At 59.9% G+C, this 19,240-nt stretch carries 12 protein-coding genes; 6 read left to right on the forward strand and 6 right to left on the reverse strand.

Annotation, left to right across the window (positions count from 1 at the left end; translation table 11 throughout):
• Positions 1–58: 58 nt before the first annotated feature.
• Together U0004_RS06455 and U0004_RS06460 are read left to right on the forward strand one after the other, a co-directional pair.
• Positions 59–1,432 carry a GAF domain-containing sensor histidine kinase gene (locus U0004_RS06455; RefSeq protein WP_070260044.1) on the forward strand — a complete coding sequence of 458 codons (1,374 nt, stop codon included), beginning with the start codon at positions 59–61 and terminating at the stop codon, positions 1,430–1,432.
• A 310-nt stretch (positions 1,433–1,742) separates the two neighbouring features.
• Positions 1,743–4,559 (forward strand): TonB-dependent receptor plug domain-containing protein, encoded by a 2,817-nt coding sequence (locus U0004_RS06460; protein WP_070260042.1) that lies wholly within the window; start codon positions 1,743–1,745, stop codon positions 4,557–4,559.
• Positions 4,560–4,635: 76 nt separating this feature from the next.
• Here U0004_RS06460 and U0004_RS06465 read toward each other — a convergent pair whose 3' ends face one another.
• Positions 4,636–6,267, reverse strand: a complete 1,632-nt coding sequence (locus tag U0004_RS06465) for an NAD(P)/FAD-dependent oxidoreductase (RefSeq protein ID WP_070260040.1) — start codon at positions 6,265–6,267, stop codon at positions 4,636–4,638.
• A gap of 500 nt (positions 6,268–6,767) precedes the next feature.
• On the opposite strand from U0004_RS06465, the gene U0004_RS06470 reads away from it, so the two are divergent.
• The gene (locus U0004_RS06470; protein WP_139144284.1) at positions 6,768–7,556 is read left to right on the forward strand and encodes a tetratricopeptide repeat protein; all 789 of its coding nucleotides are present in this window, start codon (positions 6,768–6,770) and stop codon (positions 7,554–7,556) included.
• A 201-nt stretch (positions 7,557–7,757) separates the two neighbouring features.
• Here the strand turns inward: U0004_RS06470 and U0004_RS06475 are convergent, their stop codons facing one another.
• Entirely contained in the window at positions 7,758–7,946 is a 189-nt protein-coding gene (locus tag U0004_RS06475) for a hypothetical protein (RefSeq protein ID WP_139144283.1), read from the reverse strand.
• A 178-nt stretch (positions 7,947–8,124) separates the two neighbouring features.
• Between U0004_RS06475 and U0004_RS06480 the strand changes: the two genes are divergently transcribed.
• Entirely contained in the window at positions 8,125–11,190 is a 3,066-nt protein-coding gene (locus tag U0004_RS06480) for a TonB-dependent receptor (RefSeq protein WP_070260036.1), read from the forward strand.
• A gap of 110 nt (positions 11,191–11,300) precedes the next feature.
• On the opposite strand, the gene U0004_RS06485 is transcribed toward U0004_RS06480, so the two are convergent.
• Positions 11,301–12,026: a 16S rRNA (uracil(1498)-N(3))-methyltransferase gene (locus U0004_RS06485; protein ID WP_070260034.1), complete on the reverse strand. Its 726-nt coding sequence runs from the start codon at positions 12,024–12,026 to the stop codon at positions 11,301–11,303.
• Positions 12,027–12,214: 188 nt separating this feature from the next.
• Here U0004_RS06485 and tkt point away from each other — a divergent pair, with 188 nt between their 5' ends.
• Entirely contained in the window at positions 12,215–14,212 is a 1,998-nt protein-coding gene (gene tkt, locus U0004_RS06490; protein ID WP_070280969.1) for a transketolase, read from the forward strand.
• A gap of 76 nt (positions 14,213–14,288) precedes the next feature.
• Entirely contained in the window at positions 14,289–15,299 is a 1,011-nt protein-coding gene (gene gap, locus U0004_RS06495; protein WP_010395244.1) for a type I glyceraldehyde-3-phosphate dehydrogenase, read from the forward strand.
• A gap of 57 nt (positions 15,300–15,356) precedes the next feature.
• On the opposite strand, the gene U0004_RS06500 is transcribed toward gap, so the two are convergent.
• The 3 genes from U0004_RS06500 to glnE all read right to left on the reverse strand — a co-directional run bounded on the left by U0004_RS06500 (position 15,357) and on the right by glnE (position 19,227).
• Positions 15,357–15,545 (reverse strand): hypothetical protein, encoded by a 189-nt coding sequence (locus U0004_RS06500; protein ID WP_070260030.1) that lies wholly within the window; start codon positions 15,543–15,545, stop codon positions 15,357–15,359.
• Between the two features lie 138 nt (positions 15,546–15,683).
• Positions 15,684–16,460 carry a YoaK family protein gene (locus U0004_RS06505; RefSeq protein WP_070260028.1) on the reverse strand — a complete coding sequence of 259 codons (777 nt, stop codon included), beginning with the start codon at positions 16,458–16,460 and terminating at the stop codon, positions 15,684–15,686.
• A gap of 13 nt (positions 16,461–16,473) precedes the next feature.
• Complete coding sequence (gene glnE, locus U0004_RS06510) at positions 16,474–19,227, reverse strand: bifunctional [glutamate--ammonia ligase]-adenylyl-L-tyrosine phosphorylase/[glutamate--ammonia-ligase] adenylyltransferase (protein ID WP_070260025.1); 2,754 nt, start codon at positions 19,225–19,227, stop codon at positions 16,474–16,476.
• Between the last annotated feature and the right edge of the window lie 13 nt (positions 19,228–19,240).

Raw genomic sequence — 19,240 nt, forward strand, 5'->3', positions numbered from 1 at the left:
CTGAGAGTCGCCGCGCCGGCAAGTGTGCCTGCGCTTCCGGTGCTGCGCAGGAGCATTCATGAGTATTCCGTTGTTTGATGTGAATTCGCAAGAACCCCTGTTCGATGCCGAGCAGCGGCGCACCTTGGCGGAAGCTGCGCTGCGCTCGATTACCGCCTCGACGGCGCATGCCCGTGGCGACGACTTCCTGCGCATCCTCGTCAAGGACCTGGCCGAAGCGCTCGACGTGCGCTATGTGATCGCCGGGCGGCTGGTGCGCCTGGACGACGGCAGCGAAGGCATCCGCACCCTCGCCCTGTGGGGCGGCGACGGCTACCAGCCGAATATCGAATACAGCCTGCAGCACACGCCTTGCCAGGACGTGACTTGCCAGAGCATGTGTTTTCATGGCAGCGACATCCAGCGTCGCTTTCCATTCGATAGCCTCCTCGTCGACATGCGGGCGGAAAGCTATGTCGGCATGCCGCTGATCGATACCGATGGCAAGACCCTGGGCATCCTGTCGGCCATCGACACGCGGCCCATCGATGAAAACAAGCGCTTGCTGGCGCTGCTGCTGCTGTCGATCTTCTCGGCGCGCGGCGCGGCCGAGCTGCAGCACCAGGAGCGCACCCAGCAGCTGGAAGAAATCGTGCGCGTGCGCACCGAGTCGCTGCTGGCGGCGCAAGCGAACCTGATCGAGCAGGAACAGATGGCGGCGCTCGGTTCGCTGGTGGCCGGCGTCTCGCATGAAGTCAACACGCCCATCGGCGTGGCGCTGACGGCGGCGTCGAGCATGGGCAGCTATGCCGACCAGCTGGTACAGCTGCTGGGCGGCGCCAAGGTCAGCCGGGCCGAACTGATTGACATTGCCGAATCCTTGAAAGGCGCGGCCGCCCTGGTCGAGCGCAACCTGGCGCGCGCTGCCGACCTGATCGGCAATTTCAAGCAGCTGGCAGTGGACCAGGTCAGCGAATACGTGGCCGACCTGGCCCTGCACGACTATGTGCACGGCCTGGTATCGGCGCACAGTCCGGAACTGCGCAAGGCGGCGCTCGGCGTGGAACTCGATATCGCCCCCGATTGCCAGGTGCGCCTGGCGGCCGGCAAGCTGTCGCAAATCCTCTCGAACCTGCTGATGAACAGCGCCCGCCATGGCTATCCGCAAGGCGGGCCAGGGCGCATCACGATACGCGCGCGCATCGAGGCGGATGGCGATGACGCGCCTGCGCGCTGGCTGCTGCTGGATTTTTCCGACGACGGCATCGGCCTCGCGCCGGCCGTGCGCGAGCATATGTTTGAACCGTTTTTCACCACCAAGCGGGGCCAGGGCGGCTCCGGCCTGGGCATGCACATCGTCTACACGATCGTGCAGCAACTGGGCGGCCAGGTGTGCGCCATCGACAGCACTCCCGGCTGTCATATACAGATCAGGCTGCCGCTGGCCGGCTAGGCAGCTGACCAGGCCTGCGTTTGCGCCACCTCCAGGTGGCCTGCGTGATCCATCCTCCTTTGTTTTCACAATGTTGTATGCACGCCATACACGTGCTGAGTTCTGTTGACATCAAGATTGGCATTGTGATTCTATGTAGTTTTCAAGTTAACTTTCAGTTGTCTAGTGTCTTTTTCCGCGCAAATACGTGGAGCTCCCTGCTGGGGCCGGGACCTGAAAAATGTGCGGTGCAAGAGTGCCTTGAAGTGAACGACTGCAGTGCGGATACCAGATCCGTTGCTTGTATAACGTACAATGAAAAGGGGTCACCATGCTTAAAGAAACCGTCATCTCCCATGCCGTGCGCATCGTTTGCGCTGGCGGCGTGGCAGCGGCGCTGTCCGTTGCGTCACAGTCGGCGATCGCGCAGGATGCGCAAGGGGCCGATACGCAGATCCAGCGCGTGGAAGTCACGGGCTCGTCGATCAAGCGCATCGCCGCCGAAGGCGCCTTGCCGGTCACCGTCCTGACCGCTGAAGCCATCCGCACCTCGGGCGCCACCTCGGTCACCGATCTGGTCAAGAAACTCTCTTCCGCCCAGGGCGCCACCAGTGAAAGTTCCTCGGTGGGCGGCAGCACCTTTGGTTTCTCCGGTATTTCCGTGCATAACGTGGGTGAGACGCGTACGCTCGTCTTGCTGAACGGCAAGCGCCTGGCCCAGTTCGGCGGCCAGACGCTGACCGGTTTTGCCGCCGGTTTCGATTTGAATTCGATTCCCATTTCAGCCATTCAGCGCGTCGAACTGCTGACTGACGGCGCCTCCGCGCTGTACGGCGCCGACGCCATTGCCGGCGTGGTCAACTTCATTACCAAGCACGACACGACAGAAGGCGATGTGTCCATCGGCTACTCCGCACCAAAAAACGGTGCGCGTGAGAAACGCATCAGCGCCACCAAGGGCTTTGGCAACCTGGAAGACGATGGCTACAATGTGGTGCTGACCTTTGGCCACGACGAGCGCGACAAGCTCGCTTCCGTCGACCGCAAGTTCGCCAGCACGGGCAAGGTGCAATTCTCGGCCAACGGCAAGCGCTATCAGAAGCAGCAATTCTCGGCCAGCCCGATTCCGGCCAATGCCACCGATGACAATGGCCAGTTGATCAGTCCTTTCCAGAAGAGCAACGGATCCTGTCCCGAGAAGACGTTCCGCGTGATCGAACCGTATAACGATGGCAGCGGCCTGGTCGATGACTACTGCGGCTACGATTTCACCAAGGATCTGGAAATCTATCCGGAGCGCAAGCGTGACAACTTCATGGCCTCGGGCACGTTCAAGATTGCCGGCCACGAAGTGTTTGCGGACGTGCTGCTGTCGCGCACCAAGCAAACCTCGCGTATCGCGCCCGTCCCTGGCGCCATTGCCGTGGATGCAGGCACGCCCCTGCATGACAAGTATTTATTGCCAATCGGTATTACTGGCGACAGCACGGCTTTTTACCGGCTGTTCGACATGGGCCAGCGTACCTCGAAGGATACGGCTGACTTCGCCAGCGTGGTGGTCGGTACGCGCGGCGTCGCTGCCGGCTGGGATTACAACGCCTCGTACAACTTCTCGGAAAGCCGCGTAAAAGGCAGTATTTCCGGCTATCCTGGCGCCATCGCCGTCAATAATCTCACGTCAAGCGGCTTGCTCGACCCCTTCGTCGGCCCGGGAAAGCAGTCCACTGCGGCGCAGGAAGCCATCAAAAGCGCCACTTTCTCCGGTTACTGGGATGGCGGCACCTCGCGCCTGCAAACCATCAATTTGAATGGGTCGACGGAAGTGCGGCGTCTGGCTGGCGGCGCCATGATGTTGGGCGTGGGCGCCAACATCAACCGCGAGGAATTCTCGGCCAAGCCGAGCCCGTTTGCGCAAGGCATCCTGGCCGATCCCGTAAAAGGCACTTTGTGCGGCGGTACGACGGGCCTGGAATGCGACCAGCGTTTCGGCGACGCGGCCAGCAGCCAGCCATACAGCGCCAGCCGCACCTCGAAGGGCATCTTTGGCGAAGTTATCGCACCTGTGCTGAAAGAACTGGAACTGGGTGCGGCCTTGCGTTTCGATGACTTCTCGGACTTCGGCGGCGCCACCACGGCCAAGGCCAGTTTCAAGTGGACACCGGCGCCCACCTTGCTGATCCGCGGTTCGGTCGGTAATGGCTTCCATGCGCCGACCGTGCCGCAAGTGAATGCCTTGCAGCGCGGCTATGGTGTCACCAGCGACAAGTACACGTGCTCGCCAGCCTTGCAAGCCATCGCCACGCGCCTGAATGCACAATGCCAGCCAGGCAATCGCCAGTACGATCAGCTGGCCGGCGGCAACCGCGACTTGCAGCCCGAGAAATCGAAACAGGCGACCATCGGTTTCCGTTACGAGCCGATCAGCGCCATCACCCTGGGCGCCGACCTGTGGCATGTGCAGATCCGCGATTCCTTCGGCCAGCTGACGGAACAGCTGGTATTCGCCAATCCGGCCAACTTCCCGAAATCCTGGGGCGTCAACAAGGACGTGGGCACGGGGACGACCTACCTGGCCTTCCTGGCGGATAACCAGAACCTCGGTAAATCGTTTGCCACCGGCGTCGATATCGACGTCAGCGCCCGTTACCGCTCCGGCATCGGCCTGTTCACGTCGCAGCTGAATGCGACGCAGATGCTGCGCGAGGATGTGCAGCTGGAACGCGATGGCCAATATTATTCGGCGCTGGGCAACTTCGCCGATCTGGGCACGGTGACTTTCCGCACGCGCGGCCAGTGGACGAATACCCTGAAAACGGGCAACTGGGCCAATTCGCTGACGGTCAACTTCCTGTCCGGCTACAAGGACCAGGAAACGTCGGTCGACGTGCTTGACGCTTCGGGCGCAGTGACGGGCCAGGAAAAGATCCGCATGAAAGTGGGCTTCTATTCGACGCTCGACTGGCAAACGGTATGGACGCCCAGCAAGAGCTGGGTCCTCACCGCAGGCGTGCTGAACTTGACCGACAAGAGCCCGCCATTCGTGCCATCGACGTCTGGCGCGAACCGCGGCCAGCAATTCGGCTATGACGACCGCTACTACGATCCGCGCGGCCGCACTGGCTACCTGAATGCCTCGTACAAGTTTTAAGCAGCGCGCAGGCGTAAAAAAACCGGCACATGGTGCCGGTTTTTTTTCGTCACGCTGCAGGGCGGGGACAGCGTGCTTAGCCGCGCGCCGCCATCGACAGGGCCACCGCTTCAGCCACCTTGATGCCGTCGACGGCCGCCGACAGGATGCCGCCCGCATAGCCGGCGCCTTCGCCCGCGGGGAACAGTCCCCGTGTATTCAGGCTTTGCAGGTCGTCGTCGCGGCGCTTGATGCGGATCGGCGAAGAGGTGCGCGTTTCCACGCCCGTCAGCACGGCGTCGGCCTTGTAATAGCCCTTGATCTGTTTGTTGAACGCAGGAAACGCTTCGCGCAGGGCCGTGATCGCGTATTCGGGCAGTGATGGCGCCAGGTCCGTCAAGTGTACGGCCGGCTTGTACGATGGCACCACGCTGCCAAATTCGGTCGAGGCGCGGCCTGCGACGAAGTCGCCGACCAATTGCCCTGGCGCATCGTAGTTGCCGCCTCCCAGGGCAAACGCGCGCTCTTCCAGTTCGCGTTGCAGGGCGATGCCGGCCAGCGGGTCGCCCGGGTAGTCGGCCGGCGTGATGCCGACCACGATGGCGCTGTTGGCGTTGCGCTCGTTGCGCGAATACTGGCTCATGCCGTTCGTCACCAGGCGCCCCGGTTCCGACGCGGCCGCCACCACGGTGCCGCCCGGGCACATGCAGAAGCTGTAGACGGAACGGCCATTGCTGGCATGGTGCACCAGCTTGTAGTCGGCCGCGCCCAGGATCGGGTGGCCCGCGCTGGGTCCGAAGCGGCAGCTGTCGATCAGGGATTGCGGGTGTTCCACGCGGAAGCCGATCGAAAACGGTTTCGCTTCGATGTACACGCCGCGGCGGTGCAGCATCTCGAAGGTGTCGCGCGCGCTGTGGCCGATGGCCAGCACGACGTGGTTGCTGGCGATGGTTTCGCCATTGTCCAGCACCACGCCACGCACCTGGCCGCCATCGCTGCCTGGCACGATGTCGAGATCGACCACTTTGCTGCTGAAGCGATATTCGCCGCCCAGCCGTTCGATATTGGCGCGCATTTCTTCCACCATCTTGACCAGGCGGAAGGTGCCGATGTGCGGTTTGCTCACGTACATGATTTCTTCAGGCGCGCCCGCCTTCACGAATTCCGTCAAGACCTTGCGGCCGTAGTGCTTGGGGTCCTTGATCTGGCTGTACAGCTTGCCGTCGGAAAAGGTGCCGGCGCCGCCTTCGCCGAACTGCACGTTCGATTCCGGGTTCAGTTCGCGCTTGCGCCAGAAGCCGAAGGTGTCGACCGTGCGTTCGCGCACCTGCTTGCCCCGCTCCAGGATGAGGGGGCGCAAGCCCATCTGCGCCAGGATCAGCGCCACGAACAAGCCGCAGGGGCCCGTGCCGATGACGATGGGGCGCGGTTCATTGGTGTGGCCGGCCAGCTGTTCGCCGCCGGCGACGAATTTATAGTCGGTGTCGGGCGCGGGCATCAGGTGCACATCGTGCTGCAGGCGCGCCAGCACGGCGGCCTCGTTCCTGACTTCAACGTGCAGCGAGTAAATCAGCACCACGGCGCTGCGCTTGCGCGCGTCATAGCTGCGTTTGAAGACGGTAAAGCCGAGCAAATCGGCGGCGGCTATGCCCAGGCGCGCCAGGATGGCGGCGGGCAGGGCCGCTTCGTCGTGTTCGAGGGGGAGTTTTACTTCGTTGAGTCGCAACATAATGATGGGTCCAAGGTTGGGGGCTATCTAGGCCCCATGAATAAAGCACGCAAAGACTGCCTGACAAGCTGTTGCACCTTGCCAACCATAACTTGCGATGAGAAGGTTTTGCCAGGGAGGGAAGAGCGCAGTCCAGGCGCTATTTTACCCCTAGCGCTGCTATTTGCAGAGCATGTCAATGATGGCTGGCGGGTATGTGAGGCGGACGTTGCATGACGGCCGCGTCTTCCTCGATTTGCCATGGATGGCTCGGTTGTGTGTAAACAATATAAATAGTTAACGAGGTGTGACGGTTTGCTTGTCTTTTTTATTTAACAGTGCCGTAAAAATGTGATCCTTTTGCCAAACTTATTAATTGCGGAACCCGTATTTCTGAGCTACGATTAAAGCACTCGTCGGGCTGTATTTGCCTTCTGGGAACTGCTACTGCTTCCGTACGAGCAACGAACCTGCCAGCAGAAAATTCTTTTATTCCGATCAACTTTCTAGTGGACGTCAAGATGAAAAAAATTACACTCAGCTTTTGCTTAATGATGGCATTCGGGGCTGTACATGCAGATGACCTTGCCGATGCTCAGAAGTCGTGGGAAGCCAAGGATTTTTCAACTGCGTTCCAGAAGTTCACGAAATTGGCTAAGCAGGGTAACAGTGCCGCGCAATTGCAGCTGGGTGAAATGTACGGTTTTGGTGAAGGCACGACAGAGGACGTAGCGCAGGCGACGTACTGGCTCAAGCAGGCTGCTGCCAGCGGCAACCCGGAAGCGGCCGCATCACTGGATCTGGTGCAACAACGGAGCGCACGCAAAACCGACATCGCTTACTACACTACCAACTTTGACGGTGCCAATGTCGCCTATGGCAAATTTAATTGTACCCATCCAGTAATTCCCAAGGTGTCTACTAAAAATACTGAAATTACTTCGGTGAATTCTGCCGTTAATGCATGGGTGGATTGTTATGGGCGTTTCGTAAAGAATCTGAATGCGGCGATGCCAATAACAAATACTATTCCGCCAGATATCCTTAAGCTGATGAGCAATGAGGAATTTGTCAAGGCAGATGTACTGATTTCTGAGACGTATAAAAAAATAGCAAATGACAGCCAGAAGGTCGCGGATGGAATCATTGCCGATAATGTTCGCTGGAAAAAAGATACTGAAGAATTTGTTTATAACAGCAATGCGCAACATAAAGCCCAGTTGGTGAAATTGGAAAATGATAATGATCAGGAAGAGAGAAACTTGCGCAACCTGCAAGAGATGAAGCGTATTGCATATAAAAAGAAATAATTATTTAAATGATAATTCATTTATTTTGAATCCTACTCCAGAGCAGAAACGTTTAGCCATCTGATAGCGGCTGCATATTTCGTTCGATCCCCGTCAGCGCACCCCCTATTCGTGAGGTTTTGGGCGGTGCGTGGCGGGCAGCGGGTCTCTATTTGCGCACTCGCACATAACCGCTTCCTGCGGCCGCACTCCTCCCTTTTTTCATACATGCAAGAGCTGGCAACGCGCTAAAAACGTATTTGCATATGCATTTTTATGCCTTTTCCACGCATCAAAATTGTGCATTGCCGCACCATTTTTGGGTGTGTTTATTTTTTCTGACCTTTTTTGTGCAGGTGTGTTGTTTCTGCGCACCATTCTGTTCTGTTTGTTGACAGTTAAGGTTTGCATATGTTTCCATATGTTGTCTAGTCAGCTAGCTAGGGGACCGGCTATAGGACTATATGACCTGTCATAAAATGACGGAGTGGGGAAAATCGGGACTTAAAATAATATTGACCGTGATTTGTTGTATGCATTCTATCCAAGCTGATCCACGAGAAAAGCTTAACTATAATTAGGAAATCACATGTTTAGAAAAACTGTCTTAGTGCGTGCATTGGCGATTGCATTTAGTGCGACTGCGGTGACTGCAGCTGTCGTTCCTGTCGCAATGGCGCAATCTAACGCTGCCGGTAATATTTACGGTACGGTCGATGGCGCAGCCGCTGGCGCTTCCGTTGTCTTGCAAAATATCGGTACTGGTACCAAACGTACCGTGACGGTCGATGCCGAGGGTCGCTATTTTGCGTCGGGCATGGCTCCAGGCCATTACAAGATTGACTTGGTGCGCGACGGCAAGACCGTCAACACCGTCGAAACCGATGTTATCGTGGGTCAAGGCGTTGATGCATCGTTCGCCAGCAGCGCGGTACAGGCAGTGCAGGTTACCGGTCGTCGTAGTCGCATCGACGTTTCGAGCTCGAACAATGGCGCGACGTTTACCGCCAAAGAACTGGCAAAATTGCCTATCGCGCAAAACGTTGCCGCGATCATTCAGTTGGCGCCTAACACGACCCGTGCTGACTCCCGTTACTCTGCCGGCGCATCGTTCGGCGGCGGCGGCGCTTCGGAAAATGCGTATTACATCAATGGTTTCCCAGTTACCAATCCGCTGACCCAATTGGGCGCATCGGAACTGCCATTCGGCGCGATCGCCCAGGCACAGATCCTGACCGGCGGCTTCGGCGCCGAGTTTGGCCGTTCGGTTGGCGGCGTGGTCAACGTCACGACGAAGAGCGGTACCAACAACTGGGAATTCGGTGCCCAGGTTGCCATCGAGCCTAACGGTTTGCGCTCGACGCCAAAAGACTATTACTACCCGAATACGGGCGCGACGTCGAACGCCGCGACCGACAATACGCTGTACCTGCGCCGCAATGACAGCTCGCGCTCGGAAAAGACGTATGGCGCCTATGTGGGTGGCCCGATCATCAAAGACAAACTGTTCATGTTTGCCGCGTTTGAATCGCGCAGTCTCGATACCGACGCCGCGCTGGGTACCCGTACCTCGGCATCGAACGCCACCACTGGCTGGCAGTCGAACCAGCACAAGATCGACCGCTACATGGCGAAGTTTGACTGGAATATCACGGATGATCACCGTCTGGAAATGACGTTGCTGGGCGACGAAGCCAAGACCGACCGTCAATTGTATGGCTACGACTACACGAACAGCCGTCGTCTTGCCAAGACCGCATCGCAGCACTACAAGAACAGCGAAGACTTCTCGCCATCGGTTGGTGCAGAAACGCAAATTATTCGCTACACGGGTAACCTGACTGAAAACTTGACGGTCAATGCCCTGTACGGTCAAAGCAAAACGCCGAACTCGGCTGTTTATGATCCGATCGGTACCGCACCTGCGGATCTGTTCCAGATCAGCGCCGCCAGCAATGTCCGCGCGCCTGGCTTGAACTACAGCAGCCCGCAAACCTTGAACGGTGCTGTTTCCGCTAACGACTCGGCCAGCAAAATCAAGTCTACCCGTCTGGATCTGGAATACAAGATTGGCAACCACACCATCCGTGGCGGTTTGGATGACAACAAGCTGACCTCGACCAACGTCGGTGACATCTATGGCGGCGGCGGTATCTGGGTGTATGGCCAAACCCGTAAAAACGGTGTTGGTGACGGTACTGTGCCGCTGCAGTTGGGTGGTAGCACCGTGAAGACCTCGAACAATCCTGGTCTGCTGGCTTCCCAGGGTTACTGGGTCAGCAAGCGCCTGTTCTCCAGCGTGACGGATGCTCGTTCCGAGCAAAGCGCACAATACCTGGAAGACCGCTGGCAAACCACGAAGGACCTGTTGCTGACCTTGGGCATTCGTAACGAAGGCTTTAAAAACGTCAACGGCGACGGTGATACCTTCCTGGAAGTGAAGAACATGATCTCGCCACGCTTTGCCGCGGCATGGGACGTCAACGGTGATGCCTCGTTGAAAGTGTACGGTAGCGCTGGTCGTTATGCTCTGCAAATCCCGACCCACCTTGCCGTTCGCGGTGGCAGCCGTTCGACACTGACACGTGAAGGCTACACCTACACGGGTACCGACGCTTACGGTCAGCCGACGGGCCTGCAATCGCTGGCACCGGTTTACTCGGTCAACAACGAATTGGGTCAGTACAAGGATCCAAAAACCGTTGTTGCCCAGGATATCAAGGCAACGTATCAGGATGAGTTGACCATCGGTTTCGAAAAAGCGTTTTCGCCTAGCCTGAACTTTGGCGCGAAAGTGACTTATCGCCAATTGAAAGCCACCATCGATGATTACTGCGATACCCGTTTGATCGATGCTTACGCTGTTGATAACAATATCGATACGTCGAACTACTCCGGTTTTTCGTGTGCATCGTTTAACCCAGGTAAAGACAACACCTTCCTGGTCGACTATGCTGGTACCCGCAGCAACTACACGAAAGTTCACCTGACCAAAGCACAGCTGGGCTTTGACGAAGCGAAACGTACGTACACGGCAATCGATCTGTTTGCTGAGCATCCGATGCGTGATGGCTGGTATGGCCGTGTGAACTACACGTGGTCGCGCAGCAAAGGTAATACCGAAGGTCAAACCCGTTCGGACAATGCCCAAACCGACGTTGCCGCAACGTCGACCTGGGATAATCCAGAGTTGATGGTGAATGCCAACGGCTTGCTGCCAAACAACCGCGAGCACCAAATCAAGGCCTTCGGTTTCTATGAACTGAACCCTGAGTGGACTGTCGGCGCGAACGCCTTGCTGGCTTCGGGTCGTCCGAAGAACTGCTTCGGCTGGAACCCTAACGTTCCTGGCGAAGTGGACTATGGTTCGGTCTACTTCTACTGCGATGGTGCTGCTTCGCCACGCGGCTCCAAAGGCACCCTGCCGTGGGATACGCGTCTGGACATGAATCTGTCCTACCGTCCGCAACTGGTGAAAGGTCTGGCATTGAAAGTTGACGTATTTAACGTACTCAACAAGCAAACCGTGCAGACCCTGGACGAAACGTACAACGTGGACAGCTCGTTGAACGTCAGCCCAACCTACGGCCGCGTTATCAGCTACACCGCACCGCGTTCCGTGCGTCTGACCGCCGAGTACAACTACAAGTTTTAATTGACTTGTTTTTCACCCCTTGCCGTGTCTCACGGCAAGAGGGGAAAAGAAAAACCCCGCTAGCGCAAGCTAGCGGGGTTTTTTTTGCCTGCTCGTCCAGTCTTGACTGCTTACATCCCGCCCCACAAGGCACTCAGCGTGGCCAATGCCGTCAGGCCCGCCGTTTCCGTGCGCAGGATGCGCGGGCCCATAGCCAGGCCGATGGCGCCGGCGGCGAGGGCCGCCTTTTCTTCCGCCTCCGAAAACCCGCCTTCCGGTCCTACCATCACGGTGATGGCTTGCGGCGGCTGGTGGCGGGCCCAGTCTGCCAGGGACTGCTCCGCGCGCGGCGTCAAAATGATGCGTTTATGTAAATCTTGCTGGCTACTCCAGCTATTGAAATCCTGCAGCGGTGCCAGCTGCGCCAGGCGGTTGCGCCCGCATTGTTCCGAAGCGGAAACGATAATGCCTTGCCAATGCGCGAGTTTTTTTTCGGCCCGTTCGCTTGACAAGCGCACGACGCAGCGCTGGGCCGACAGCGGCACGATGCCCGCCGCGCCCAGTTCGATGGCTTTTTCGATGATCCAGTCCATTTTGGATGCTTCCGGCAGCGCCTGCGCCAGAGTCACGGCGTAGGGCAGCTCCGCTTCGCGCGCTATGTGCGTCTGGATTTCAGCCGTCACGCTGCGCTTGGCAACCGTCACCAGGCTCGCTTGCACTTCGCCGCCTTCGCCATTGAACAGGGTGATGACATCGCCCGGCGCCAGGCGCACGACCTGGATATGGTGGGCGACAGCCTCCGGCAGGGCGATGGTGGTGCCGGCAACGAGCGGCTGGGGGCAGAAAAAACGCGGCATGCAAATCCTCAACGGGGGTATATGTGGGGTGGAAAGACGTCAAAGTATAGCCATTTGGCTGGCCAGTACGCCGCAATTCTAATTTGCGGCCCCCCAGTCTGGTAAAATACTTGACCACAGAAAGCAGCCGGCTTCCCTGTCCGTGCTGTTGCAAACGAATCCCAAACTCGCGACTGACCCACACCATCATGACAACTACGCTCCCGACTACCAAAATGGCCAATGCGATCCGCGCACTGGCAATGGACGCTGTACAAAAGGCCAACTCCGGCCATCCAGGCATGCCGATGGGCATGGCCGAGATCGCAGTTGCTCTGTGGAGTGGTCACTATCGCCACAATCCCGCGAATCCAAAATGGCAGAACCGCGACCGTTTCCTGTTGTCGAACGGCCACGGCTCGATGCTGCATTACGCGCTGCTGCACCTGACCGGTTACGACCTGTCGATGGATGACATCAAGGCTTTCCGCCAGATGCATTCGAAAACCCCGGGCCACCCGGAAGTCGATATCACGCCAGGCATCGAGACGACTACCGGCCCGCTGGGCCAGGGCATCGCCAACGCCGTCGGCATGGCCCTGTCGGAGCAATTGCTGGCTGCTGAATTCAACAAGCCTGGCTACGACATCGTCAATCACTACACTTATGCTTTCGTTGGCGACGGTTGCCTGATGGAAGGTATTTCGCACGAAGTGTGCGCGCTGGCCGGCACCCTGGGCTTGAACAAGCTGATCGCCCTGTACGATGACAACGGCATTTCCATCGACGGCAAAGTCGAAGGCTGGTTCACGGACGACACCCCGGCCCGCTTCGAAGCGTACGGCTGGAACGTCATCCGCGCCGTCGATGGCCACGATGTTGCCGCCGTGGCTGCCGCCATCGCCGCCGCCAAGACCGCATCGAAGCCAACCCTGATCTGCTGCAAGACCATCATCGGCAAGGGTTCGCCGAACCTGCAAGGCGGCGACAAGGTCCACGGCGCCGCGCTGGGCGACAAGGAAATCGCTGCCGTGCGCGAATACATTGGCTGGGATGCCGCGCCATTTGAGATGCCGGCCGACGTGTACGCGGCCTGGGATGCCAAGAAACAAGGCGCCTTGCTGGAAGCGGACTGGAACGAGCGCTTTGCCGCCTACAGCCGTGAATTCCCGCAGCAAGCCGCAGAATTGTCGCGCCGCATGCAGGGCGAGTTGCCAGCCGCGTTTGAAACGGCGCTGTCGGCCGCCATCGCTTCCTGCGTCGAGAAAAAAGAAAACATCGCCACCCGCAAGGCCAGCCAGAACGCCATCCAGGCCCTGGCGTCGTCCCTGCCGGAATTCCTCGGCGGTTCGGCCGACCTGACCGGTTCGAACCTGACCAACTGGAAAGAGTGCGTGGCCGTGCGCTCGGGCCAGCCGGGCAACCATATCAACTACGGCGTGCGCGAATTCGGCATGAGCGCCATCATGAACGGCATCACCTTGCACGGCGGCTACATCCCGTTCGGCGCCACGTTCCTGACGTTCTCCGACTACAGCCGCAATGCCCTGCGCATGGCTGCCCTGATGAAGCTGCGTTCGATCTTCGTGTTCACCCACGATTCGATCGGCCTGGGCGAAGACGGCCCGACGCACCAATCGGTCGAGCACGTCTCGTCGATGCGCCTGATCCCGAACCTGGACAACTGGCGTCCATGCGACACCGTCGAGTCGGCCGCTGCCTGGGGCGCCGCCGTGCGCCGCAAGGATGGCCCGTCGACCCTGATCTTCTCGCGCCAGAACCTGCCGTACCAGGAGCGTAGCGCCGAACAGATCGACAACATCTACCGTGGCGGCTATGTACTGAACGACGTGGCCGATGCCAAGGCGATCCTGATCGCCACCGGTTCCGAAGTGGAACTGGCTGTCGCCGCTGCCAGCGCGCTGGCCGCCGAAGGCATCAACGTGCGCGTGGTGTCGATGCCGTCGACTGACGTGTATGACCGCCAGGACGCCGCCTACAAGGCCAGCGTGCTGACGAAAGGCGTGCCGCGCGTGGCCATCGAAGCGGGTGTGACCAGCTTCTGGTACAAATACGTGGGCCTGGAAGGCGCCGTGGTCGGTATCGACACGTTTGGCGAATCGGCTCCGGCTGGCGTGCTGTTCAAGCACTTCGGCTTCACGGTCGAGAACGTCGTGGCCAAGGTCAAAGCCGTTATCGCTGGCTAATATTGATTTCTAACGTCCCTGGCGATGCATTTGCCAGGGTCGTGCATGTACCTTCTTTTTTAATCAGGAGCAGAGTATGACGATCAAAGTTGCAATCAATGGCTACGGCCGCATCGGCCGTAATGTGTTGCGCGCTTTCTACGAAGGCGGCAAGAAACAGGATATCCAGATCGTTGCCATCAACGACCTGGGCGATGCCAAATCGAACGCCCACCTGACCCGCTATGACACCGCGCACGGCAAGTTCCCGGGCACGGTCACCGTCGAAGGCGACAACATGATCGTCAATGGCGATCCGATCCGCGTATTCGCACAGCGCAATCCGGCTGAAATCCCATGGGGCGAGCTGGGCGTGGACGTCGTGCTGGAATGCACGGGCTTCTTCACCACCAAAGAGAAAGCTTCGGCTCACTTGAAGGGCGGCGCGAAAAAAGTCATCATTTCGGCACCAGGCGGCAAGGATGTCGACGCAACCGTCGTGTTCGGCGTCAACCACTCGGTACTGAAATCGACCGACACCGTCATCTCGAACGCTTCGTGCACCACTAACTGCCTGGCACCGCTGGTCAAGCCGCTCAACGACGCCATCGGCATCGAAACGGGCCTGATGACCACCGTGCACGCCTACACCAACGACCAGGTGCTGTCCGACGTGATGCATGAAGACCTGCGCCGCGCCCGTTCGGCCACCATGAGCATGATCCCGACCAAGACGGGCGCCGCTGCCGCCGTGGGCCTGGTATTGCCTGAGCTGAATGGCAAGCTGGACGGCTTCGCCATCCGCGTGCCGACCATCAACGTGTCGCTGGTCGACCTGTCCTTCATCGCCAAGCGTGACACCACCGTGGAAGAAGTCAACGCCCTGATGAAGGCCGCTTCGGAAGGCGCCCTGGAAGGCATCCTGACGTACCAGACCGAACCGCTGGTCTCGATCGACTTCAACCACAACCCGGCTTCGTCGAACTTCGATTCGACCCTGACCAAAGTGTCGGGCCGCCTGGTGAAAGTATCGTCGTGGTACGACAACGAGTGGGGTTTCTCGAACCGCATGCTCGACACCACCGTCGCACTGATGTCGGCCAAGTAATTCCTGGCTAGCATACAAAAAACGCCCTTCGGGGCGTTTTTTTCGTCTGTTGCCAGCTTATTCCTTGGGTTCGCACTGGTTGCGCCACTGCTCGCACGACGCCTCGACGCCCTGGTAGCACATGTTGAGGATGTAGTCGCAGTTTTCCGACGGAATCCACGCGCGCACGGCGGCCGTGCTGGAGAACGAAGCTGCGGCGCCGACGGCGATGGCAAAGATAAACAGGGCTTTTTTAATGGAAATCATTTTTCTCGCTTTCACAATTGGACAACGGTAGGGTGTCAAATCAAAAGGCCGTCACGGCAGGCATGGTGAACCGGCCAGACGCAGAAAAATATTAGCATTAAAATCAGTAATTTATTGCTATAAAGAAAAATATTCCTGCTAACGCCAGGCGTGCAGGCGGCGCCGGTAAAAGCGCCATAGCAGGCGCAAGTCGCGCAGCACGGGCACGCCGGAGAGCAGGGTCAGCACGGCGGCGAGCAGGATGGTGGCGGCGGGAAAGCCGATGTGCTTGAAGGCCAGGGCGCCGCTGACGCCGCCGAGGAAGAAGCAGGCGATCAGCAGGCTGTGCGTTCTCAGCTTGCCGCGGTTGACCTTCACCATCCGGTCCGGCAGGTGGCGCCGGTTGTAATATGCCATCTTGCCCAGTTCGATGCCGATATCGGTGGACAGGCCCGTCACGTGCGTGGTGCGGATGACGGCGCCCGAGATCTTGGTGATGATGGCGTTTTGCAATCCCATCACAAAGCACAGCAGCAAGATGGTGACGGGGCCCAGCACGTCGGGCATGGCGGCTAGGTAATTACCCGTCAAGCCGAACAGCAACAGCAAGGCTGCTTCCAGCAGCAGGCTGGCGGCAAACTGGCTGTGCAGCCGGCGCCGCTTGCCCCAGTTCACCATGATGGCCGTGACGGCCGCACCGCTGACAAAGGCCAGCCATGCGCCCAGCGCTGCCAGGGCCACGGTGATATTGCCCAGCGCCAGGTCATCGGCCATGCCCGAGACGATGCCCGTCATGTGCGAGGTATAGCCGCCGATGGCGAGAAAACCGCCCGCATTCACGGCGCCCGCCACCAGCGCCAGCACGCAGCCCAGCTGCAGGTTGGCTTGCGTATCGCGCGCCGATCCGCTCAGGCGCGACAGGTAATGGAGCGGCATGCCCGGGCCGGCCTCAGGCTGCGGCGCCGAAGATGGCTTGCCACAGGCGCACGACGTTATCCGCATGTACGCGCACGCGCTCCGGTTCCACGCGGGCCAGGTCCTGCCCCTGCAGGCGCAACTGGTGCTGCAGCTTGCGCAGCGTGCGGTAGGCGTCGGCGACCAGGGCGGCCAGCTGGGCGTCGATCAGTCCCAGTTCGCCGCACAGGCGCAGCAGGGCGATATTGCCCGAGTTGGCCGTCAGTTGCGGATACTGCGCCGCATGCTGGAGCACCAGGTATTGCACCATGAACTCGATGTCGATCATGCCGCCCGGATCCTGCTTCAAGTCAAAGCTGCCCGGGCGTGGCGGATGCGCATCGAGCATCTTCTTGCGCATGGCCACCACTTCGCCCTTGAGCGGACCGTTTTCCGGGCGCTCCTTGCGCAAGATCGTGTCGCGGATGCGCTCAAAATGCTTGCCGATGGTGGTATCTCCGGCGCAAAAGCGCGCGCGTGTGAGCGCCTGGTGTTCCCACACCCAGGCTGCGCTGCCCTGGTAGCGCTCGAATGCCTGCACGCTGGAAACCAGCATGCCCGAGGCGCCGTCGGGACGCAGGGCGATGTCGATATCGAACAGAATGCCGGCCGACGTGTGCGAGGTCATCCAGGTAATGAAACGTTGCGCCAGCTTGGCGTACAGGCCGGGCGCTTCCTGGTCGTCGTCGTCGAAGAGGAAAATGACGTCCAGGTCGGACACATAGCCCAGTTCCTTGCCGCCCAGCTTGCCGTACGCGATGACGGCGAATTTCGGCACGTCGCGGTGGCGCGTCGGCAAGGTTTGCCAGACGGCTTGCACGGTGGCGGCGACGATGATGTCGGCCAGCTGCGACAGGTAGTCGGCCAGTTTTTCTACGCTCAGGTCGCCCGCCAGGTCTTGCGCCAGGCACTGGAACAGCTGCGCGTGGTGCATTTCGCGCAGGATATCCATCTGCCGCTCCGTGTCGCCGGGCGCGTCGTCGAGCTGGCGCTGCAGGTCGAGCGCCAGGGCGGCCGGGTCCGGCACCGTGTTGCGGATGCGCTCATCGAGCAGTTCGTCGAGCAGGATCGGGTGCTGCGTGAGGAAGGTGGCGGCCCAGCCGCTGGCGCACACCATGCGCACGACGCGCTCGAGCGTATGCGGGTATTCCGTCAGCAGCGACAGATAGGCCGAGCGGCGCGCAATCGCTTCCAGGAAATCGAGCAGCCGGCCCAGGGTGGCCAGCTGGCTGGCATTGCCGTTGGAAACGGAGCAATCGGTGATCAGGGGCAGGGCGGAATTGACGAGGGCGACGAGGCGCGTGCGGCTCGCTTCGGGCAAGGACTGTAAACGGGGCGCCTGCCACGTGGCCAGCATGCGGCGCGCGCAGGCGGCGGGCTCATGGAAACCCAGGACGGCAAAGCGCGCTTCGATGGCTTCCTGCTGGTCGGACGCGGCGCAGTCGTTCGACGTTTGCGGGTCGATGCCCGTGTCGGCCGGCGGCGTGCCGCTGCTCTTGTCGCTGAACATCTCGTCGAACTGGCCGGCGACAAATACGCGGTGTGCTTCCAGCTGGGCCAGCAGGGGGGGCGTGTCGGGCAAGCCCATCATCTGCGCCACGGTCAGGCGGTCGGCGTCATTCGCGGGCAGGGTGTGGGTTTGCGCATCGTCCAGGTATTGCAGCCGGTGTTCGAGGTTGCGCAGGAAGGTGTAGGAACCCAGCAACTGTTCCACGATGGCCGGCTCCAGCAAGCCCTTGTCTGCCACCGTGCGCAGGGTGGCGCGCGTGGAACGTTCGCGCAGCTCGGCGTCGCGCCCGCCCCGTATCAATTGAAACACTTGCGCGAGGAATTCGATTTCGCGGATGCCGCCACGGCCCAGCTTGACGTTGTTGCTGCGGTCCGGGTGCAGCCGTTCCTGGCGGTTGACCTCGGCGCGGATCTGGCCGTGCATGGTGCGGATGGCATCGATGACGCCGAAATCAAGGTAGCGGCGGAAGACAAACGGGCGCACGATGGCGTCGAGCGAGGCGATATCCTCGGCCTTGCCCGTTACGGCGCGCGCCTTGACCCAGGCGTAGCGCTCCCATTCGCGCCCTTGCACGATCAGGTACTGTTCCACCATGCTGAGGCTGGCGGCCAGCGGCCCCGAGTTGCCGTTCGGACGCAAGGCCATGTCCACGCGGAAAGTAAAACCATCTTGCGTGATCTCGGCCAGGGCGGCGATCAGTTTCTTGCCCATGCGAATGAAAAACTCGTGGTTGGACAGGCTGCGCTGGCCCGCCACGGTGACTTGCGTGTCGCCATCTTCCGGGTAGACAAAGATCAGGTCGATATCCGACGAGACATTCAGTTCGCCGCCGCCTTGCTTGCCCATCGCCAATACCATCAAGACCTGTTCCTCGCCCGACTCCTCGCCGACAGGCATGCCGTGCAGGGCCACCATTTCGGCCATGATGGCGTCCACATGCGTGCGGATGGCGAAATCGGCAAAGCCCGTCATGGCCGTGACGACTTCGTTCAAGTCGGCCTGGCCGCCAAGATCGCGCGCGATCAGGCCGCAGACGAGCAGGTTGCGCAGGCGGCGCATGGCCCGCTCGGGCGGCAGCGGCGGCGTGACGGCATTCGCCTGGGCGGCCAACTCGGCGGCAAAGTCGAGCCCGTCCAGCGGCGCGCGCACCAGTTGCGCCACCTGCGCGGCGCGCTCGGGGGCGGCGTCCAGCCAGCGCTGGTAGAAACGGGAGGCGGAGATCAAAGGCTGTGTGCTCATGGTATCGGTAAGT

This window comes from Janthinobacterium lividum, assembly GCF_034424625.1.
GTDB classification, from domain to species: domain Bacteria; phylum Pseudomonadota; class Gammaproteobacteria; order Burkholderiales; family Burkholderiaceae_D; genus Janthinobacterium; species Janthinobacterium lividum.